This is a genomic window from Limimaricola sp. AA108-03, assembly GCF_050847355.1.
Classification (GTDB): domain Bacteria; phylum Pseudomonadota; class Alphaproteobacteria; order Rhodobacterales; family Rhodobacteraceae; genus Limimaricola.
Genome location: NZ_CP193755.1, coordinates 496,410 through 513,546, shown reverse-complemented (window position 1 = coordinate 513,546; position 17,137 = coordinate 496,410). Strand labels below are relative to the sequence as shown.

General features: G+C 67.8%; 21 protein-coding genes. 7 read left to right on the top strand and 14 right to left on the bottom strand.

The features are described from left to right. Positions 1-124: 124 nt before the first annotated feature. Together ACRAQ3_RS02650 and ACRAQ3_RS02645 are read right to left on the bottom strand one after the other, a co-directional pair. A complete protein-coding gene (locus ACRAQ3_RS02650; RefSeq protein WP_432255571.1) occupies positions 125-1,102 on the bottom strand; it encodes an NAD(P)H-quinone oxidoreductase in 978 nt (325 codons plus the stop codon). Beyond that, a complete protein-coding gene (locus ACRAQ3_RS02645) occupies positions 1,099-1,839 on the bottom strand; it encodes a COQ9 family protein (protein WP_432255570.1) in 741 nt (246 codons plus the stop codon). The genes ACRAQ3_RS02650 and ACRAQ3_RS02645 overlap by 4 nt, the downstream gene beginning before the upstream one ends. Positions 1,840-1,944: 105 nt before the next feature. Here ACRAQ3_RS02645 and rpsU point away from each other — a divergent pair, with 105 nt between their 5' ends. The 3 genes from rpsU to ACRAQ3_RS02630 all read left to right on the top strand — a co-directional run bounded on the left by rpsU (position 1,945) and on the right by ACRAQ3_RS02630 (position 3,233). Next, on the top strand, positions 1,945-2,151 hold the full coding sequence (rpsU, locus tag ACRAQ3_RS02640) for a 30S ribosomal protein S21 (RefSeq protein ID WP_007255353.1): 207 nt from the start codon (positions 1,945-1,947) through the stop codon (positions 2,149-2,151). A gap of 126 nt (positions 2,152-2,277) precedes the next feature. After that, positions 2,278-2,604, top strand: coding sequence for a hypothetical protein (locus ACRAQ3_RS02635; protein WP_432255569.1), 327 nt, complete (start codon positions 2,278-2,280; stop codon positions 2,602-2,604). A gap of 98 nt (positions 2,605-2,702) precedes the next feature. After that, positions 2,703-3,233: a peroxiredoxin-like family protein gene (locus tag ACRAQ3_RS02630; RefSeq protein ID WP_432255568.1), complete on the top strand. Its 531-nt coding sequence runs from the start codon at positions 2,703-2,705 to the stop codon at positions 3,231-3,233. A gap of 58 nt (positions 3,234-3,291) precedes the next feature. Here ACRAQ3_RS02630 and ACRAQ3_RS02625 read toward each other — a convergent pair whose 3' ends face one another. Continuing rightward, complete coding sequence (locus ACRAQ3_RS02625) at positions 3,292-3,753, bottom strand: Lrp/AsnC family transcriptional regulator (RefSeq protein WP_269398388.1); 462 nt, start codon at positions 3,751-3,753, stop codon at positions 3,292-3,294. Between the two features lie 128 nt (positions 3,754-3,881). Between ACRAQ3_RS02625 and ald the strand changes: the two genes are divergently transcribed. Both ald and ACRAQ3_RS02615 read left to right on the top strand, forming a co-directional pair. After that, entirely contained in the window at positions 3,882-5,000 is a 1,119-nt protein-coding gene (gene ald / locus ACRAQ3_RS02620; protein ID WP_085897755.1) for an alanine dehydrogenase, read from the top strand. 76 nt (positions 5,001-5,076) lie between these two features. Beyond that, complete coding sequence (locus tag ACRAQ3_RS02615) at positions 5,077-5,529, top strand: ferritin-like domain-containing protein (protein ID WP_432255567.1); 453 nt, start codon at positions 5,077-5,079, stop codon at positions 5,527-5,529. Positions 5,530-5,601: 72 nt separating this feature from the next. On the opposite strand, the gene ACRAQ3_RS02610 is transcribed toward ACRAQ3_RS02615, so the two are convergent. The 7 genes from ACRAQ3_RS02610 to pyk all read right to left on the bottom strand — a co-directional run bounded on the left by ACRAQ3_RS02610 (position 5,602) and on the right by pyk (position 12,597). Next, a complete protein-coding gene (locus ACRAQ3_RS02610) occupies positions 5,602-6,135 on the bottom strand; it encodes an FMN-dependent NADH-azoreductase (RefSeq protein WP_085897757.1) in 534 nt (177 codons plus the stop codon). Positions 6,136-6,227: 92 nt separating this feature from the next. Further along, the gene (gene mscL / locus ACRAQ3_RS02605) at positions 6,228-6,665 is read right to left on the bottom strand and encodes a large conductance mechanosensitive channel protein MscL (protein ID WP_269398391.1); all 438 of its coding nucleotides are present in this window, start codon (positions 6,663-6,665) and stop codon (positions 6,228-6,230) included. A 159-nt stretch (positions 6,666-6,824) separates the two neighbouring features. After that, positions 6,825-9,218 (bottom strand): phenylalanine--tRNA ligase subunit beta, encoded by a 2,394-nt coding sequence (gene pheT / locus ACRAQ3_RS02600; RefSeq protein WP_432255566.1) that lies wholly within the window; start codon positions 9,216-9,218, stop codon positions 6,825-6,827. Between the two features lie 59 nt (positions 9,219-9,277). Continuing rightward, a complete protein-coding gene (gene pheS, locus ACRAQ3_RS02595) occupies positions 9,278-10,336 on the bottom strand; it encodes a phenylalanine--tRNA ligase subunit alpha (RefSeq protein WP_432255565.1) in 1,059 nt (352 codons plus the stop codon). A 109-nt stretch (positions 10,337-10,445) separates the two neighbouring features. Next, positions 10,446-10,808: a 50S ribosomal protein L20 gene (gene rplT, locus ACRAQ3_RS02590; RefSeq protein WP_085897761.1), complete on the bottom strand. Its 363-nt coding sequence runs from the start codon at positions 10,806-10,808 to the stop codon at positions 10,446-10,448. Positions 10,809-10,820: 12 nt separating this feature from the next. Beyond that, on the bottom strand, positions 10,821-11,021 hold the full coding sequence (rpmI, locus tag ACRAQ3_RS02585) for a 50S ribosomal protein L35 (RefSeq protein WP_085897762.1): 201 nt from the start codon (positions 11,019-11,021) through the stop codon (positions 10,821-10,823). Positions 11,022-11,151: 130 nt separating this feature from the next. Beyond that, complete coding sequence (gene pyk / locus ACRAQ3_RS02580; protein ID WP_432255564.1) at positions 11,152-12,597, bottom strand: pyruvate kinase; 1,446 nt, start codon at positions 12,595-12,597, stop codon at positions 11,152-11,154. 171 nt (positions 12,598-12,768) lie between these two features. On the opposite strand from pyk, the gene ACRAQ3_RS02575 reads away from it, so the two are divergent. Continuing rightward, positions 12,769-13,512, top strand: a complete 744-nt coding sequence (locus ACRAQ3_RS02575; protein ID WP_269398395.1) for an N-formylglutamate amidohydrolase — start codon at positions 12,769-12,771, stop codon at positions 13,510-13,512. 8 nt (positions 13,513-13,520) lie between these two features. Then, positions 13,521-13,853 (top strand): DUF1244 domain-containing protein, encoded by a 333-nt coding sequence (locus tag ACRAQ3_RS02570; RefSeq protein WP_432255563.1) that lies wholly within the window; start codon positions 13,521-13,523, stop codon positions 13,851-13,853. A 4-nt stretch (positions 13,854-13,857) separates the two neighbouring features. Here ACRAQ3_RS02570 and ACRAQ3_RS02565 read toward each other — a convergent pair whose 3' ends face one another. The 4 genes from ACRAQ3_RS02565 to ACRAQ3_RS02550 all read right to left on the bottom strand — a co-directional run bounded on the left by ACRAQ3_RS02565 (position 13,858) and on the right by ACRAQ3_RS02550 (position 17,103). Beyond that, positions 13,858-14,172 (bottom strand): DnaJ family domain-containing protein, encoded by a 315-nt coding sequence (locus ACRAQ3_RS02565; protein WP_432255562.1) that lies wholly within the window; start codon positions 14,170-14,172, stop codon positions 13,858-13,860. Between the two features lie 15 nt (positions 14,173-14,187). Continuing rightward, positions 14,188-15,048 carry a D-amino-acid transaminase gene (locus ACRAQ3_RS02560; protein ID WP_432255561.1) on the bottom strand — a complete coding sequence of 287 codons (861 nt, stop codon included), beginning with the start codon at positions 15,046-15,048 and terminating at the stop codon, positions 14,188-14,190. Between the two features lie 61 nt (positions 15,049-15,109). Then, on the bottom strand, positions 15,110-16,072 hold the full coding sequence (gene dgcA / locus ACRAQ3_RS02555; RefSeq protein ID WP_432255560.1) for an N-acetyl-D-Glu racemase DgcA: 963 nt from the start codon (positions 16,070-16,072) through the stop codon (positions 15,110-15,112). Next, entirely contained in the window at positions 16,069-17,103 is a 1,035-nt protein-coding gene (locus ACRAQ3_RS02550) for an MBL fold metallo-hydrolase (RefSeq protein WP_432255559.1), read from the bottom strand. Before ACRAQ3_RS02550 ends, dgcA begins: the two co-directional genes overlap by 4 nt. Between the last annotated feature and the right edge of the window lie 34 nt (positions 17,104-17,137).

Sequence of the window (17,137 nt, the reverse complement as noted above, 5' to 3'; positions counted from 1 at the left end):
GGGCTTGCCGGCGCCCTTGGTGTCCTGCGGCTTCCCCTTGTCGGCCATGATGGCATCCTTTCCTGTCAGAGGATGCCGTCAAACGCGGATCCCGGCCCTGCGGTTGCGTAGCCAAAAGGTGAATTCAACCGACCTCGAGCACGATCTTGCCGATATGGGCCGAGCTTTCCATCCGCGCATGCGCCGCCGCCGCCTCGGCCAGCGGAAAGGTGCTGTCCATCACCGGAGCGATGCGACCCGCATCGAGAAGCGGCCAGACCTCGGCACGCAGATCGGTGGCGATCGCCGCCTTTGCCGCCACCGATTGCGGCCGCAAGGTCGAGCCGGTGATGGTCAGGCGGCGCATCATCAGCGGCGCGAGGTTCAGCTCCATCTTCGGCCCTTGCAGGAAGGCGATCTGCACCAGCCGCCCGTCATCGGCGAGCGCCTTGAGATTGCGCGCGACATAGTCGCCGCCGACCATGTCGAGGATCAGGTCGGCCCCGCCCTCGGCGCGCATCGCCTCGACGAAATCCGTTTCGCGGTAGTTGATGGCCCGCTCGGCACCGAGACGCGCGCAGGCAACGCATTTCTCCTCGGATCCGGCGGTGGCGAAGACCCGCGCGCCGAAGGCATGCGCGAGCTGGATCGCCGTCGTGCCGATCCCCGAGGACCCGCCATGAACGAGGAACCGCTCGCCGCCCTTCAGCCCGCCGCGCATGAAGACGTTGGACCAGACGGTGAAGAAGGTTTCGGGCAGACACGCCGCCTGCCTAAGGCCCATGCCGCGCGGCACCGGCAGGCAATGCGAGGCAGGCGCGACCACCGCCTCGGCATAGCCGCCACCCTGTGTCAGTGCGCAGACCGTGTCGCCCACGGCCCATTGCGTGACGCCCGGCCCGATCGCCGCGACATGGCCCGATACCTCCAGCCCCGGCAGGTCCGAGGCATCTGGCGGCGGGGCATAGGCCCCCGCGCGCTGCAACGCGTCGGGGCGGTTCACCCCTGCGAAGGCCACGTCGATCAGGACCTCGCCATGCTGCGGTTCGGGGCGCGGACGGGTCGTCTCGCGCAGGACTTCGGGCCCGCCGGGGCGGGTGATCTCGACGGCGCGCATGGTCATCGACGCGGGCTCCAATGCCCGGGCAGATCCATCGGCGGCTTGTGATGCGGCGCGTGCACGCCGGAGAACAGGAAGGACAGCGCCCCGGTCAATGGCTTGAGCAGCACCGACTTGTTGGCGCGGGCCTTGGCGCTCTCGATGCGCATCACGTCATCGATGCGCCGGTCGATGAAGGACCACGTCGCCTGGTGATCGAGGCTGTCATCGCCGAGCCAGTACAGCACCACCGAGGCCCAGACCCCCGAGAGCGTCGCGCGCTTGGTGTACCAGTTCACGTCGTCGGAGGCGTCGCCCAACGCGGTCCAGATCGCGTCGGCGGTGCGCCACAGCAGGCGCGAGCCCTCGGCCGCGTGATGCGGCAGCGCGAAGAGCGCTGTGGCGCGGCGCAGCGCCTCCTTGTCGCGCACCGCCTCGATTCGGGCGCGCAGCGCGAAGGCGACCCGGTCGCGGTAGCGCATCGCCGTCAGATCGGCGGCCCGGACCGCCTCGACCATCGCGCGGTCACCCGCATCATGCAGCGCCACGGCGAGGTCGATGGCGCCGCGCGGGCACAGCGCATGGGCTTGCGGCACGGTCATGCCGGTCTCATGCGCGGCGGCGCGGAACGCGGCCTCGGACCATCCGTCGAAGGCGACATGCGGCAGGATCGCATCGAGCAGCCGGGCGATCTCGGAATCATCCGCGCGCCCCGTCTCCGACGCGTCGGCATCGGTCCCGTCGAAATATGGGTTGGTCATTGGCGTCTCCCTTCCATCCCCAGCCTAGACAAGCGGCCGGGGCTTTGCTATATGGCCGCTTCCTGCAATCTTGAAACTCCAGCTTAGAAAGGTGGTGAAAACCACATGCAGGTCAGCGTTCGCGACAACAACGTCGATCAGGCCCTCCGGGCTCTGAAGAAGAAGTTGCAGCGCGAGGGTGTGTTCCGCGAGATGAAGCTCAAGCAGCATTTCGAGAAGCCCTCCGAGAAAAAAGCGCGCGAGAAGGCCGAGGCCATCCGGCGTCAGCGCAAACTCGCCCGCAAGAAGGCCCAGCGCGAAGGTCTCCTCTGAGATCCCGAGCGCAAGCTTTCCATCGTTGAAACCCCCGAGGCGACGGCTCCGGGGGTTTTTTCGTGCCCGGATCGCCCGCCACGGCGAAATCGCTGTAGACTGGCGATGCTTGCCAGGGAGGAAGCGATGAAGCCTGTCATCTTGCTGGTCGGGCGGCTGCCCGGCGTGGTCGAAAACGTGGCCCGCGCGCTCGAGGATCTGCCGGTCGAATGGCTCGGCGCGCATGATCGCGAAGAGGTCGAGCGGCAGCTCGATACCGAGCCCGCCATCGCCTGCGTGGTGATCGGCGCCGGGCTCGACGATCGAATCCGGGGCGACCTGATCGGGGTGATCGCGTCGCGGCGACCGGATCTGACGATTCACCTCAAGGATCGCGCCTCGGGGCCGGGCGGCATGGCCGGTTTTGCCCGGCGGGTGGTGGAGATCGCCCTACCGGAACTCAATGCCCACTGATCCGGGCCGATCACCTTCGGTCGCCTTCGCGTGAACCCGGGACCCTTCGTGGTCAACTCGCGTTGTCGGGGCGTATTTCATTGCGCCAAGGAGGCAACATGGCCGGCAAACCGACCCCCGACGCCGTTCTTCCCGAGATCACCCTGCCCCGCCTCGGCGGCGGCGAAATAACCTTGGGCAGGCCGCTCGAGGGGCGCGACTGGCAGATGGTCGTGGTCTATCGCGGCAAGCACTGCCCGATCTGCCACAAATACGTCTCCGGGCTGGAGCCGCTCCTGTCCGAATACCATAAGGCTGGCATCGACGTCGTGCTGGTGTCGGGCGATCCCGAGGAGAAGGCCCGTGCCTTCGTCGACGAGACCGGCACCTCGGCTCCCGTGGCCTACGATCTCAGCGTGCCGCAGATGCTGGAGCTCGGGCTCTACGTCTCCGAGCCGCGCTCCCCGCAGGAGACGGATCGCCCCTTCGCCGAACCGGCCGTCTTCGTCATTAATGACAAGGGCACGGTACATATCGCCGATATCTCGAACGCGCCCTTCTCGCGTCCCGATCTCGAAGGGCTGCTGAGCGGGCTGAAATTCATCCGAGACAACGACTACCCGATCCGGGGCACCAAGATGGTCGCCTGACCCGGCTTTTCGGACCTGCTGCGACCGGACACGCCGCCCCTCTTCCGGGGCGGCGTCGTCACGTCGGGATCGCCGTGGTCTGGCGCACCGTCCTGAGCGCGAAGCTCGACTGCATCGTCTGCACCCCCGGCAGCCGTGCCAGATGCCGGCGGTGGATCTGCGCGAAATCCTCGCTGTCGCGCGCCACCACCTTCAGCAAGTAATCCGCGGTGCCCGCCATCAGGTGACATTCCAGCACGTCGGGGATGCGCGCCACCGCCGCCTCGAAAGCGTCGAGCAACTCGTCGGCCTGCCCCGAAAGCGTGATCTCGACGAAGACGGTGACCGGCCGCCCCATGCCGCGCGGATCGAGAAGCGCGACATAGCCCCGGATCAGCCCCGACTGCTCGAGCGCCCGGACTCGGCGGTGACAGGCCGAGGGCGAAAGATTCACCTTCTCGGACAGCTGCGCGTTCGATAGCCGACCATCAGCCTGCAAGGCGGCGAGGATGGCACGGTCGATGCGGTCGATCACGCTCACTGCAAGATCCTTCGATGTATCGCGGTCAATACGCGAAAATCTTCTATAGTATCGCATGATCAGGCCACGAACTCGTCGGCAATTGCAAGTCGGGGGTGGCAACATGGAGGAAACAAGGAGGACATCTCATGCACATCGGCTGCCCCACCGAAATCAAGCCGCAGGAATTCCGCGTCGGCCTTACCCCCAACGCCGCGCGCGAGGCGGTGGCCAATGGTCACAAGGTCACCATGCAATCCGGCGCCGGCATCGGCTCGGGCTTCAGCGATGACGACTACCGCGCCGCCGGTGCGGCCATCGCCGACAGCGCCGAAGAGGTCTTCGCCACCGCCGAGATGATCGTGAAGGTGAAGGAGCCGCAGGCCCCCGAGCGCCGCATGCTGCGCGAGGGCCAGATCCTGTTCACCTATCTTCACCTCGCTCCCGATCCGGCGCAGACCGAGGATCTGGTGAACTCGGGCGCGACCTGCATCGCCTACGAGACCGTGACTGATCGCAATGGTGGCCTGCCGCTGCTGGCGCCGATGTCCGAGGTGGCGGGACGTCTCGCGCCGCAGGTCGGCGCCTGGACGCTGCAGAAGGCCAATGGCGGGCGCGGCGTGCTGCTGGGCGGCGTGCCCGGCGTTGGCCCGGCCAATGTCGTGGTGATCGGTGGCGGCGTCGTCGGCACGCAGGCCGCGAAGATCGCCGCCGGCATGGGGGCGCGCGTCACCGTGCTCGACAAGTCGCTGCCGCGGATGCGCTATCTCGACGACGTCTATGGCCGCGAGTTCCGCACCGTCTATTCCAGCGTCGGCGCCACCGCCGATGCCGTGGCGCAGGCCGATCTGGTGATCGGCGCGGTGCTGGTGCCCGGCGCCGCCGCGCCCAAGCTCGTCACCCGCGAGCAGCTCTCGACCATGAAGCCTGGCGCCGCCATCGTCGACGTGGCGATCGACCAGGGCGGCTGCTTCGAGACCTCGAAGGCCACGACCCACGAGGATCCGATCTACGAGGTCGATGGCATCATGCATTACTGCGTCGCCAACATGCCCGGCGCGGTGGCCCGCACCTCGACGCTGGCGCTGGGCAACGCCACCATGCCCTTCGTGCTCGCGATCGCCGACAAGGGCTGGAAGCAGGCCTGCCTCGACGATGCGCATCTGGCCGAGGGGCTCAACGTGCATCAGGGCCTGATCACCAACCTCGCCGTCGGCGAGGGGCTGGGCCGCGAGGCGATCTCGGCGCAGGAGGCGCTTCGCCGCTGAGGTGCGAAGCCGCACCGGAACCCTCCGGTGCGGCACTCGGTTTTTCACTGCAACCCCACATTGCGGAGGAAGACCCATGGTGACCACCATCGGTACGTCGAGCGACATGGCCAAGCTGGTCGAGAACTTCATTCTTCTCGAACACGACGCCATCGCCGCCTACGAGACCACGATCGAGCGGCTGGAGAACGCCGCGCACAAGGCGAAGGTGGAGGAGTTCCGGCAGGATCACCTGCGCCATCTGTCCGATCTCACCGCCCTCGCCGGGCGCGTCGGCGCGAAGGTGCCGGGTGAAGGCGACATGAAGGAGCTGCTGACCACCGGCAAGATCAAGCTTGCCGACATGGTCGGCGGCGACGGCGCGATCCTAAAGGCCATGGCGACCAACGAGATCGACACGATCAGCGCCTATCAGCACGCGGTGGACAACGCGGCCGTGCCGGCCGCCGACAAGGACCTGTTCCGGCGCGGTCTCGCGGACGAGCGCCGGCACAAGGACTGGATGGATCAGGCGGCAAAAGCCGCCTGAGGCATTTGGCCCCCGCTCACGGAACACGGCCGGCGCATCGCGCCGGCCGTGTTACTTCCGGATGGTGGAGGATCAGGCGGCGCGTGCCTCGACGATCGCCGGCACCTTGGCGCGGGCGTCGTTGATCGCCTTGGCGCGCGCCTCGGGCGAGATCGCCACGCCTTCGACCCGCAGCACCGTCACGTCGGTGATGCCGATGAAGCCCAGAACCTGCCGCAGATAGGGCTCGACGAAATCGGTCGCGCCGTCATGCACGCCACCCGAGGCATAGACCACGATGGCGCGACGGCCTCCGGCGAGGCCCTGCGGACCTTCGGCGGTGTACTGAAAGGTCTTGCCGGCCACCGCGACGCTGTCGATCCAGGCCTTGAGCTGGTGCGGGATCGCGAAGTTGTACATCGGCGCGCCGATCACCAGCGTGTCGGCCGAGAGCAGCTGCTCCACCGGGTCGCCGTCGAAAGCGGCCTCCGTTTCAGGATCGGCGAGGTCGCGGCGCAGCACGGTCTCGCCGCCCTTGGCGGTGAGCTCGGCCACGATGGCCGCCGTGAGATCGCGCGAGACCGAGTTCTCGCCGAGAATGGAGCTGTCGATGTGCAGGATGGTCATGGAAAGGCGTCCTCGATTGGAGATGACGCCCACGTAATCGCGCACCATCGCCTCGTGAACCCCGCATCCCCGCACATGAGCTGCGCCGTCCTTCAGACGCCCCGCGTCTTCAGAAGATCGCGGATATCGGTCAGCAGCTGTTCCTGTGTCGGACCTTTCGGCGCGGCGGGCACCGGCTCGCCCTTTTCGACGGCGGCGTCCTTGATCCGGTTCACCGCCTTGACCAGCAGGAACACCACCCAGGCGATGATGAGGAAGTTGATCACCGCCGTCAGGAAGGCGCCATAGGCGAAGACGGCGGCACCGCTCTCGCGCGCAATTTCGAGCGAGCTGCCCGGCGGCACGTCGCCCGAGAGCACGATATACATCGAGGTGAAATCGATGCCGCCGAGGATCAGGCCGATCACCGGGTTGATCAGGTCGTGCACGAGGCTCTGGACGATGGCGGTGAAGGCGGCGCCGATGATGATGCCGACCGCGAGGTCCATCACGTTGCCCTTGGCGATGAAGTTGCGGAATTCCTTGATCATCGGGGTCTCCTGTATGGGTTTGGCCCCTACCTAGCGCAGCGCGGAGGCGCGGCGCATCCTTCGGGGCGCGAAGGTGGGCAGGACGCGGCCCTCAGGCCACGAAAAAAAGGGGCGGACCCGTCGGTCCGCCCCCCTTTCCGTCATATCGGTCACCGGCGCTCAGCCGCGCAACTCGCCCCCGGTGGCTTTCGCCACCTTCTCGACGATCTTGGCGCCCACGGCCTCGATCTCCTTCTCGGTAAGCGTCTTGTCGGTCGGCTGCAGCCGCACCGTGATGGCCACCGACTTGCGCCCCTCGCCCAGAGAACCGCCCTGGAACTGGTCGAAGACCCGCACGTCGGAGATCAGCGCCTTGTCCGCGCCGGCCGCGGCGTTGACCAGCGTCAGCGCCTCGACCTGCGCATCGACCACGAAGGCGAAGTCGCGCTCGACCGGCTGCAACGCGGGCGGCGTGAAGGCCGGGCGCGCATTGCCGTTCTGGCGCGGCAGCGGCACCTCCTCGGGGAACAGCACGAAGGCGACCGCCGGGCCCTTCACGTCGAGCGTGGCGAGCACCTTGGGGTGCAGTTCGCCGAACACGCCGAGCACCTTCTTGGGCCCGAGGCAGATCCGGCCATGGCGGCCCGGATGCCACCAGCCCTCGGCGCCGCGCAGGATCTGCACCTTGGCGGGCGCGCCCATCGCGGCCAGCACCGCCTCGGCATCGGCCTTGGCGTCGAAGAGGTCCACGGGTCGCGACGCGCCATGCACGTCCTTCGGCCCGGTGCGCCCGGTCAGCAGGCCGGCCACGGCCAGCCGCTGCTCGCCCGGCTCGCCGCCCCAGAAGACATGCCCGGCCTCGAACAGCGCCAGATCGCTGGTGCCTCGCGCCTGGTTGCGCGCGGCGGCGCGCAACAGGCCCGGCAGCAGGTCGGGGCGCATGTGGCTCATCTCGGACGAGATCGGGTTTTCGAGCCGGGTCGCATCCGAGCCGCCACCGAAGAGCGCCGCCGCCTCGGCATCGATGAAGCTGTAGGTGACGCACTCGTCGTAGCCGAGCGCCGCCGTGGTGCGCCGCGCCTTCGTCAGCCGCGCCTGCATCGGCGTCAGCACCGGCTGGGCCACGCCCTCGGGGCGCGGCAGCGGCACGCCCTTGAGCTTCGACAGCGAGGCCACGCGCGCGACCTCCTCCACGAGATCCGCCTCGCCCTGGATGTCCGAGCGCCAGGCCGGCACATGCGCCATCCCGTCGTCGAGCCGGAAGCCGAGCCGGTCGAGCGTCTGGCGCTGCTCCTTCACGGGGATGTCCATGCCGACGAGCTTCGTCACCGCCTTTGGATCGAAGCGGTAGGCGCGGCTGTTGTCGGGCGTCGCGCCCGCGATCGCCATTTTCGACGCCTCGCCGCCCGCGTGATCGACGATCATCCGCACCGCGATCTGCAGCCCGGTGGTCACGAAATCGGTGTCGATGCCGCGCTCGAACCGCTGGCGCGCGTCGGAATGGATGCGCAGCGCCCGGCCCGTCAGCGCGATCTGCACCGGATTCCACAGCGCGCTCTCGACGAAGACGTTGGTGGTCTCCTCGGTCACGCTGGTATCCATGCCGCCCATGATGCCCGCGAGGCTCTCGACGCCGTTGTCGTCGGAGATGACGATCATCCCGTGATCGAGCGTGTAGCTCTTCTCGTCGAGCGCGGCGAAGCTTTCGCCCCCCTTGGCGCGATGCACCCGCAGGTTGCCCGCGACCTTGTCGGCATCGAAGACGTGCAGCGGCCGGTTCAGGTCGTAGGTGACGTAGTTGGTCACGTCGACGAGGAAGCTGATCGGTCGCAGGCCGATGGCGCGCAGCCGGTCCTGCATCCAATCGGGCGAGGGGCCGTTCTTCACGCCGCGGATGAGACGGCCCGCGAAGATCGGGCAGCCGTCGCGGGTGTCGGGCGCGATCTCGACGCCGATCGGGCAGTCATAGCCGCCCTGCACCGCGTTGACCTCGAGCGGCTTCAGCTTGCCGATGCCGCGCGCCGAAAGATCGCGCGCGATGCCGCGGATGCCGAGCGCGTCACCGCGGTTCGGCGTGATCGCGATCTCGATCACCGGGTCGACCTTCGAGGGGTCGTTCTCGGCCAGCCAGTCGGCGAAGCTCTGCCCGACCTCGCCCGAGGGCAGCTCGATGATGCCCTCATGCGCGTCGCCCAGCCCCAGCTCGCGCTCGGAGCACATCATGCCGTGGCTCTCGACGCCGCGGATCTTGCCGACGCCGATGGTGAAGTCGGGGCCGGGCACGTAGGTGCCGGGCCGCGCGACGACGACGGTGATGCCTTGGCGGGCATTCGGGGCGCCGCAGATGATCTGGTCCTCGCCGCCGGGCAGCTCGACCCGGCAGATCTGCAGCTTGTCGGCATCGGGATGACGTTCGGCCGAGACCACGCGGCCGAGAACGAAGTCCTTGAGCGCGGCGGCGGGGTTCTCGATGCCTTCGACCTCGAGCCCGAGATCGGTCAGCGCCTCGGCGATCTCGTCCACGGTCGCCGTGGTGTCGAGATGGTCCTTGAGCCAGGAGAGGGTGAATTTCATTGTCTTTGCCTCTTACTGGTCGAGATTGGCGCGCAGGCCGTGATGAAAGTGGATCATGCTCACCCCCTGAGCGTCGGCACGTCGAGCGCCGCGAAGCCGTAATGCTTCAGCCAGCGCAGGTCCGATTCAAAAAAGGCGCGCAGGTCGGGGATGCCGTATTTCAGCATCGCCAGACGGTCGATACCGAGGCCGAAGGCAAAGCCCTGATACTTCTCGGGGTCGATCCTGGCGTTCTTCAGCACCTTGGGGTGCACCATGCCGGAGCCCAGCACCTCGAGCCAGTCGTCGCCCTCGCCCACCTTCACGGTGCCGTCCTGCCACGAGCACTGGATGTCGACCTCGGCCGAAGGCTCGGTGAAGGGGAAGTGCGAGGCCCGGAAGCGGGTCTTGACCGGCTTGCCGAAGAAGGCCGAGAGGAACTCCTCCAGCACCCATTTCAGGTTCGCCATGGTGATGTCGGTGCCGATGGCGAGGCCCTCGACCTGATGGAACATCGGCGTGTGGGTCTGGTCGTAATCGGCGCGATAGACGCGGCCCGGGCAGATGATGCGAATGGGCGCGCCGTTCTCTTCCATCGAGCGGATCTGCACCGGCGAGGTATGGGTCCTGAGTACGTGCGGCGGGCGGTTATCGCCCTCGGCGCGGTGCGTGTAGAAGGTGTCCATCTCGGCCCGGGCCGGGTGATGACCGGGGATGTTGAGCGCGTCGAAATTGTACCAGTCGCTCTCGATCTGCGGACCCTCGGCGGCCGAGAAGCCCATATCGGCGAAGATCGCGACGATCTCCTCGGTCACCTGGCTGATCGGGTGGATCGTGCCGGTGCGCGTGGGCCGCGCAGGCAGCGTCACGTCGAGCCACTCGGCCGCGAGCCGCTTCTCGAGCGCGGCATCGGCGAGCGACGCCTTGCGCGCGGCCAGCGCGCTGGCGATCTCGTCCTTGAGCGCGTTGAGCTTCGGCCCCTTCTCCTGACGCTCCTCGGGGGTCATGCCGCCCAGCGTCTTCATCAGGCCGGAAATCTCGCCCTTCTTGCCCAGCGCGCGCACGCGCAGATCCTCGATTCCGGCCTCGTCGCCGGCCTCGGCGATCAGCCCCAGATACCTGTCCCGAAGATCGTCCATGTCGTCACCCTTTTCTGCCGGACCGGACTAGCAGGCCGGTCCCGAAACGCAAGAAGCCGCGCGGCCCGTAAGGGGGCGGCGCGGCTTCCATTCAGTCTATCGCTTGGCCTCAGGCCAGAGCGGCGCGCGCCTTGTCGACGATCGCGTTGAACGCCTCTGGCTCGTGCACCGCGAGATCGGCGAGGACCTTGCGGTCCACCTCGATGCCGGCGAGGGCAAGGCCGTTGATGAAGCGCGAATAGGTCATCTGCTCGTCATGGGCCCGGACACCGGCGTTGATCCGCTGGATCCACAGGGCGCGGAAGTTCCGCTTGCGGGTCTTGCGGTCGCGGGTCGCGTACTGGTTGGCCTTATCGACGGCCTGCTTGGCGACCTTGAAGGTCCGGCTACGACGGTCGTAATAGCCTTTCGCCTGGTCAAGAATCTTCTTGTGGCGACGATGGGTGACGGTACCACCTTTGGTGCGGCTCATATCAAGGTCTCCTTAGCGCGCGTAGGGCATCATCGGCTTGATGATCTTCTCATCAGCCTTGGCCAGAACAGTGGTGCCACGTGCGTCACGGATGAACTTCGTGGTGCGCTTGATCATGCCGTGGCGCTTGCCCGCCTGGCCGGCCTTGATCCGGCCCGAGGCCGTCACCTTGAACCGCTTCTTGCAGCTCGACTTCGTCTTCATCTTGGGCATTTCCATCTCCCTTCCGGAACGGTGGTGGGACCGTTCGCCTCGGCATGCCAAGAAGGCCGGACGAACGGGGTGAGCGCGCCGTATAGGCGGCGCGCGGGATCATGGCAAGGGGGCGCGTCGCCCCCTGCCCTCATTCGGGATCAGCGCTGAAGATCAGCCGCTCGTCGCAGGGCGCGACGCGCAGGATGTTGGTGGTGCCCGGCGTGTTGAAAGGCACGCCCGCGGTCACGACGATCATGTCGCGCTCGGTGGCCAGCCCCTGCTCGCGGGCGCAGCGCGCGGCGTTGACCACGGCCATCTTGAAGCGGTCGACCTCGCCGGTGACGACGCAGTTCGTGCCCCAAGTCAGGCACAGCCGCCGCGCGGTGTTGCGGATCGAGGTCAGCGCCAGGATCGGCACGCGCGGCCGCTCGCGCGCCACCAGCGAGGCGGTGGTGCCGGATTGCGAGAAGCAGCAGATCGCCTTGACGTTGGTGGTCTCGGCGATCTCGCGCGCGGCGGCGACGATGCCATCGGCGACCGAGTTGTGCGCGACCTTGCGCGAGCTTTCGATGATCTCGCGATAGGTGCCGTCGGTCTCCACCTCGTGGGCAACGTTGTCCATCGTCGCGACCGCCTGGATCGGGTACTGGCCGGCCGCCGATTCGGCCGAGAGCATGATCGCATCGGCGCCCTCGTAGATCGCGGTGGCGACGTCCGAGACCTCGGCGCGGGTCGGCATCGGGCTCTCGATCATCGATTCGAGCATCTGCGTCGCGACGATCACCGGCTTGGCCGCGGCGCGGCAGCGGCGCACGAGGCGCTTCTGGATCGGCGGCACGTTCTGGACGGGGAGTTCGACGCCGAGATCGCCGCGCGCGACCATGATGCCGTCGGAGACCGCGAGGATCTCGTCGAAGGCCTTCACGGCGGCGGGCTTCTCGATCTTCGACAGGATCGCGGCGCGACCCTTGCACAGGGTGCGCGCCTCTTCCACGTCGGCGGCGCGCTGCACGAAGCTCAGCGCCAGCCAGTCGACGCCCAGCTCGCAGACGAATTCGAGGTCCTTGCGGTCCTTTTCCGACAGCGCCGCCAGCGGCAGCACCACGTCGGGCACGTTCACGCCCTTGCGGTTGGAGATGGTGCCGCCGACCACGACCTCGCAATCGGCGAAGTCGGCGCCGCATTCCTTGACCTTGAGCCGTATCTTGCCGTCATTGACCAAGAGCGAGGCACCGGGCTCCAGCGCGTCGAAGATCTCCTTGTGCGGCAGCCGCACGCGGGTCGCGTCACCCTCGGCTTCGTCGAGGTCGAGCCGGAAATCGGCCCCCTCGGCCAGTTCCTCGGCGCCGTTGGCGAAGGTGCCGACGCGCAGCTTCGGCCCCTGCAGGTCGGCGAGGATGCCGATCGGCGTGTCCAGGTCCTGTTCGACCTGGCGGATGATGGCGTGGCGGGCGCGGATCTCGTCATGCGCACCGTGGCTCATGTTCAGGCGGAACACGTCGGCCCCGGCCTCGACCAGGGCGCGGATCACCTCGTAGGTGCTCGATGCCGGCCCGAGGGTGGCCACGATTTTCACATTGCGATGACGCTTCATCAGAAGGATCCTCTCGACTGTCCCCATGGACGCGATAAGTGTTCGGTCGGGCAGCGGACAGGTCCGTTACCGCTACCAGAGCCGGTTCGGCGTCGTTATTGCGCAAAACGGCCCGCGTCACAACTGCCCGTGCGACACCCGAGCGAACGACCGTGGAGAACACCAGATTTCATGACTTCGGAAGCCTACCGCACCGTCGGCGAAGAGCGCCGCTCCCGCTGGCTCGTCACCTGCGACCATGCCAGCAACCACGTGCCCGACTGGGTCTCGGGCGGCGATCTCGGCCTGCCCGCCTCGGACATGGCGCGCCACATCGCCTGGGACGTGGGCGCTGCCGGGCTCACCGAGGCCTTGGCCGAACGGCTCGACGCGCCGGCGATCCTTTCGAAATTCTCGCGGCTGGTGATCGACCCCAACCGGGGCGAGGACGACCCGACGCTCTTGATGAAGCTCTATGACGGCTCGATCATCCCCGGCAATCGCCATGCGGGGCCCGAGGAGACCGAGGAGCGACTGGCGCGGCTGCATCGCCCCTACCATGCCGCCTATGCCGACCTCGCGGCGCGGCGCGATCACCCGGTGATCGTGGCGATCCACAGCTACACGCCGCAGCTTCGGGGCCGCCCGCCCCGGCCATGGCAGGTGGCGGTGCTGCACAGCCATCTCGATTCGCGCCTCGCGCATCCGCTGATCGCGCGGCTGCGCGACGAGGACGATCTGACGGTCGGGGACAACCAGCCCTATTCGGGTCACCTGCCCGGCGATTCCATCGACCGGCACGCGCTGTCCCACGGCCGCCCCAACGTGCTGATCGAGGTGCGCAACGACCTGATCGAGGAAGAGGCGGGCCAGATCGCCTGGGCCGACCGCTTGGCACCGATCCTGTCCGACATACTTCGCGAAACGGGACTGTAAGGAGAGCGATGATGAGCCGGATGGACGAGATCGACGAGACGACCCGCACCGAGATCGAGGCGGCGGCGTTCCGCAGGCTGCGCCAGCACCTGATGGAGGAGCGCACCGATGTGCAGAACATCGACCTGATGAATCTCGCGGGCTTCTGCCGCAATTGCCTGTCGCGCTGGATGCAGGAGGCCGCGGCCGCGCGCGGTCACGAGATGTCCAAGGACGAGGCGCGCGAGGCCTATTACGGCATGCCCTACGAGGAATGGCGCGACAAGCATCAGACCGAGGCCACCGAGGCGACCCGCGCCGCCTTCGACACGGCGCAGAAACACGAGGCGAGCGAAGGCTGATCCCTCAGCCGTAGCGCCGCAGCGTCTCCATCTCGATCGAGAGCCGCATCTCCAGATCGGCGAGCGCCCGCATCGCGTCGCGGCGCTCGGCCTCGCCAGTCGTTTCCGCAAGGCGCGTCCGCGCCTCGGCGACCTGCGCCTTAAGGGTCACCGCCTGCGGCTTGGCGCCCGATTCCCGCATCAAACGATCGAGCACGGCGTCGCCGGGCGCATGCAGGTCGTGGATCGGCTTGCCGGCCCCCGGCAGGTCGTCGAAAGCGCCTTCGCGCTCGGCCTTGGCGATCACCCGGCTGATGTGGTCGATCAGGGGATGGTCCATGTCAGGGCTCCCGGCTCAGATTCCGGCCTTGCGGCTTTCCTCGATATAGATATCGCGCAGTCTTGCCGCCACCGGGCCGGGCGTGCCCTGCCCTACCGCCGCCCCGTCGATCTCAACCACCGGCATCACGAAGGTCGAGGCCGAGGTGATGAACGCCTCGTCGGCCTGCTTGGCCTCCTCGATCGAGAAGGCGCGCTCCTCGACCTTCATCTGCGCCTCGCGCGCAAAGCGCAGCACGGCGGCGCGGGTGATGCCATGCAGTATCTCGTGGCTCAGCTGGCGAGTGATGATGGTGTTTCCCTTGACGATATAGGCGTTGTTCGAGGTGCCCTCGGTGACGTGGTCGTCCTCGACCATCCAGGCGTCATCGGCGCCTGCCGCCTTGGCCATCATCTTGCCCATCGAGGGGTAGAGCAACTGCACCGTCTTGATGTCCCGGCGGCCCCAACGAATGTCGGGGATCGAGATCACCTTGATGCCGGTCTTGGCCACCGGGCTCTCGGCCAGTCCGGGCTTGGACTGGGTGAACAGCACCACGGTCGGTTCGGTCTCCTCGGGCGGAAACACGAAATCCCGGTCATTCGGCGCGCCACGCGTGATCTGGAGATAGATCATGCCCTCGTCGATGCCGTTGCGCGCAACCAGCTCGCGGTGGATCTCAAGGAGCGCCTCATCCTCCATCGGCTTTCGGATCTGCAGTTCGGAGAGCGAGCGCGCGAGCCGCGTCGCGTGGCCCTCGAAGTCGATCAGCTTGCCACCGAGCACCGAAGTGACCTCGTAGACCCCATCGGCCATCAGGAAACCGCGATCAAAGATGGAAACCTTCGCCTCGTGCTCGGGCAGGTACTCCCCGTTGACATAGACGGTGCGGGTCATGGCGCTCTCCTGTTGGCTCTCATGCCCCTTCTGCCGCAAGGTGAGGCGCTGCGCCAGAGGGTCAGCCCCAGAGCGCCGGATCGGCCGGGTGCAGCCCCGCCGCGTCATGGCGCATCGGCGGCTCCCGGTCGCGCGCCAGGAGCAGCGGCCCGTCCAGATCGACCAACTCCGCCCCCTGCGCCACCAGATGCGCCGGCGCCATGGCGAGCGAAGATCCGACCATGCAGCCAACCATCACCCCGTAGCCCGCGGCCCGCGCCGCGTCGCGCAGGGCCAACGCCTCGGTCAGACCGCCGGTCTTGTCGAGCTTGATGTTGGCCATGTCGTACTTGCCCGTCAGCCCGGGTAGCGATGCGCGGTCGTGACAGCTCTCGTCGGCGCAGATCGGCACGGGCCGGTCGATGCCCGCAAGGGCGTCGTCCTCGCCTGCTGGCAGGGGCTGTTCCACCAAGGCCACGCCGAGGCGCAGCAGGTGCGGCGCGAGATCGGCATAGATCGCCGCGCTCCAGCCCTCATTGGCATCGACGATGATCGTGGATTGCGGCGCGCCGCGCCGCACCGCTTCGAGCCGGGGCATGTCGTCCGGCGTGCCGAGCTTGATCTTGAGGATCGGCCGATGCGCCTCCTCGCGCGCCCGGCGCTCCATCGCCCCCGGCGCCTCGAGCGACAGGGTGTAGGCGGTGACGAGCGGCGCGGGCGGCGTCAGGCCGGCCAGCTTCCAGACCGGCACCCCTGTCTGCTTGGCCTCAAGGTCCCAGAGGGCGCAGTCGACCGCGTTGCGCGCGGCGCCGGGCGGCAGCGCCTCCTGCAATGCGGCCCGGTCGATCCCCGTGGGAAGCCCCTCCACCTGCGCGCGCACGCTGGCGAGGCTTTCGCCGTAGCGCGCATATGGCACGCATTCACCCCTGCCTTCATGGCCATCTCGGCAAATCCGCACGCTCAGCACCTGTGCCGCGCTGCGGCTACCACGGCTGATCGTGAAGGCGCGCGCGAGCGGAAAGCTCTCTTCGAAGACCTCGATCACGCCGCACTCCAACGCCAAGCACCGTCATCGCCCATCCGCCGCGTCGCCCGTCCCTGCGCGACCAGCGCGTTGAGATGGCCCAACGCCTCGGCGAGTGCGAGACCATAGCTGTCGCGCGTCACGGCGCGACGGAACAGCGGTGCGAAACAATCGCCGCCCGATCGCGGCACGGCGAGATGCGCCTCGAGCCGGTCGAGCGCGTCGCGATGGCCCTGTGCCATCTGAGCCAGCCGTTCGGGCAGACCGCGATAGGGCTTCTTGTGACCCGGCAGCACCAGCTGATCGGGCCGAGCGACGCGGGCCAGCCGCTCGCAGGAGGCGATCCAGTCGGTCACCGGGTCGTTCTCGGGCTCGGTCGGCTGCACGCCAAGATTCGGGCTGATGCCCGGCAGGAGCTGATCGCCGCCGATCACCAGATCGTCGCTCTCGCTCCAGAAGGTCGCGTGTTCCGGTGCGTGGCCCTCGCCCATGCGGATGGTCCAGTCGCGCCCACCCATGTGGATCGCATCGCCTTCGCGGATGCGCGTGTAGGAGAGCGGCAGCGGCGCCACCCAATCGGTGAAGTTGAAGGGCCGCTCGGTACGGCGCTGCGACAGAAGCTCGGGATCCATGCCCGCGCGCCTCCAGAACGCCACCACCTCGCGTGGCGGCAGGCTCTGCTCCTCGGCGCGCAGCATCCGCGACAGCAGGTAGCCCGTGCGCGGCATCACGAGTTCGGCCCCCTTGGTCGCGAGCCATCCCGCCAGACCGACATGGTCAGGATGGTGATGCGTGACCACGACGCGGCGCAGCGGCCGCCCCCCCAGCGGGCCGGACAGCAGCGCCTCCCAGACCGTACGGATCTTCGTGGTGTCGAGGCCGGTGTCGATCACGCTCCAGCCATCGCCGTCGTCGAGCGCGTAGGCGTTCACGTGATTGAGCGCCCAAGGCAGTGGCAGCTGCATCCACAGGACGCCGGGCGCGACCTCGATCGCGGTACCGGTCTCGGGCGGTTCGGAAAAGGGAGTCTGGGCGCGCATGTCTCGTGTCATGGACATGTGATGGCGCAGCCGCGCCGTCGCGTCC

Coding starts and splice junctions, on each gene's coding strand:
- mscL (WP_269398391.1), bottom strand. CDS start 6,665: ATGATCAAGGAATTCCGCAACTTCATCGCCAAGGGCAACGTGATGGAC.
- ACRAQ3_RS02575 (WP_269398395.1), top strand. CDS start 12,769: ATGACTTCGGAAGCCTACCGCACCGTCGGCGAAGAGCGCCGCTCCCGC.
- pheS (WP_432255565.1), bottom strand. CDS start 10,336: ATGGACGATCTTCGGGACAGGTATCTGGGGCTGATCGCCGAGGCCGGC.
- rpmI (WP_085897762.1), bottom strand. CDS start 11,021: ATGCCCAAGATGAAGACGAAGTCGAGCTGCAAGAAGCGGTTCAAGGTG.
- rpsU (WP_007255353.1), top strand. CDS start 1,945: ATGCAGGTCAGCGTTCGCGACAACAACGTCGATCAGGCCCTCCGGGCT.
- pheT (WP_432255566.1), bottom strand. CDS start 9,218: ATGAAATTCACCCTCTCCTGGCTCAAGGACCATCTCGACACCACGGCG.
- ACRAQ3_RS02565 (WP_432255562.1), bottom strand. CDS start 14,172: ATGGACCATCCCCTGATCGACCACATCAGCCGGGTGATCGCCAAGGCC.
- rplT (WP_085897761.1), bottom strand. CDS start 10,808: ATGAGCCGCACCAAAGGTGGTACCGTCACCCATCGTCGCCACAAGAAG.
- ACRAQ3_RS02570 (WP_432255563.1), top strand. CDS start 13,521: ATGATGAGCCGGATGGACGAGATCGACGAGACGACCCGCACCGAGATC.
- pyk (WP_432255564.1), bottom strand. CDS start 12,597: ATGAAGCGTCATCGCAATGTGAAAATCGTGGCCACCCTCGGGCCGGCA.
- ACRAQ3_RS02635 (WP_432255569.1), top strand. CDS start 2,278: ATGAAGCCTGTCATCTTGCTGGTCGGGCGGCTGCCCGGCGTGGTCGAA.
- ACRAQ3_RS02630 (WP_432255568.1), top strand. CDS start 2,703: ATGGCCGGCAAACCGACCCCCGACGCCGTTCTTCCCGAGATCACCCTG.
- ald (WP_085897755.1), top strand. CDS start 3,882: ATGCACATCGGCTGCCCCACCGAAATCAAGCCGCAGGAATTCCGCGTC.
- ACRAQ3_RS02645 (WP_432255570.1), bottom strand. CDS start 1,839: ATGACCAACCCATATTTCGACGGGACCGATGCCGACGCGTCGGAGACG.
- ACRAQ3_RS02550 (WP_432255559.1), bottom strand. CDS start 17,103: ATGACACGAGACATGCGCGCCCAGACTCCCTTTTCCGAACCGCCCGAG.
- ACRAQ3_RS02610 (WP_085897757.1), bottom strand. CDS start 6,135: ATGACCATCCTGCACATCGACAGCTCCATTCTCGGCGAGAACTCGGTC.
- ACRAQ3_RS02615 (WP_432255567.1), top strand. CDS start 5,077: ATGGTGACCACCATCGGTACGTCGAGCGACATGGCCAAGCTGGTCGAG.
- ACRAQ3_RS02650 (WP_432255571.1), bottom strand. CDS start 1,102: ATGACCATGCGCGCCGTCGAGATCACCCGCCCCGGCGGGCCCGAAGTC.
- ACRAQ3_RS02560 (WP_432255561.1), bottom strand. CDS start 15,048: ATGACCCGCACCGTCTATGTCAACGGGGAGTACCTGCCCGAGCACGAG.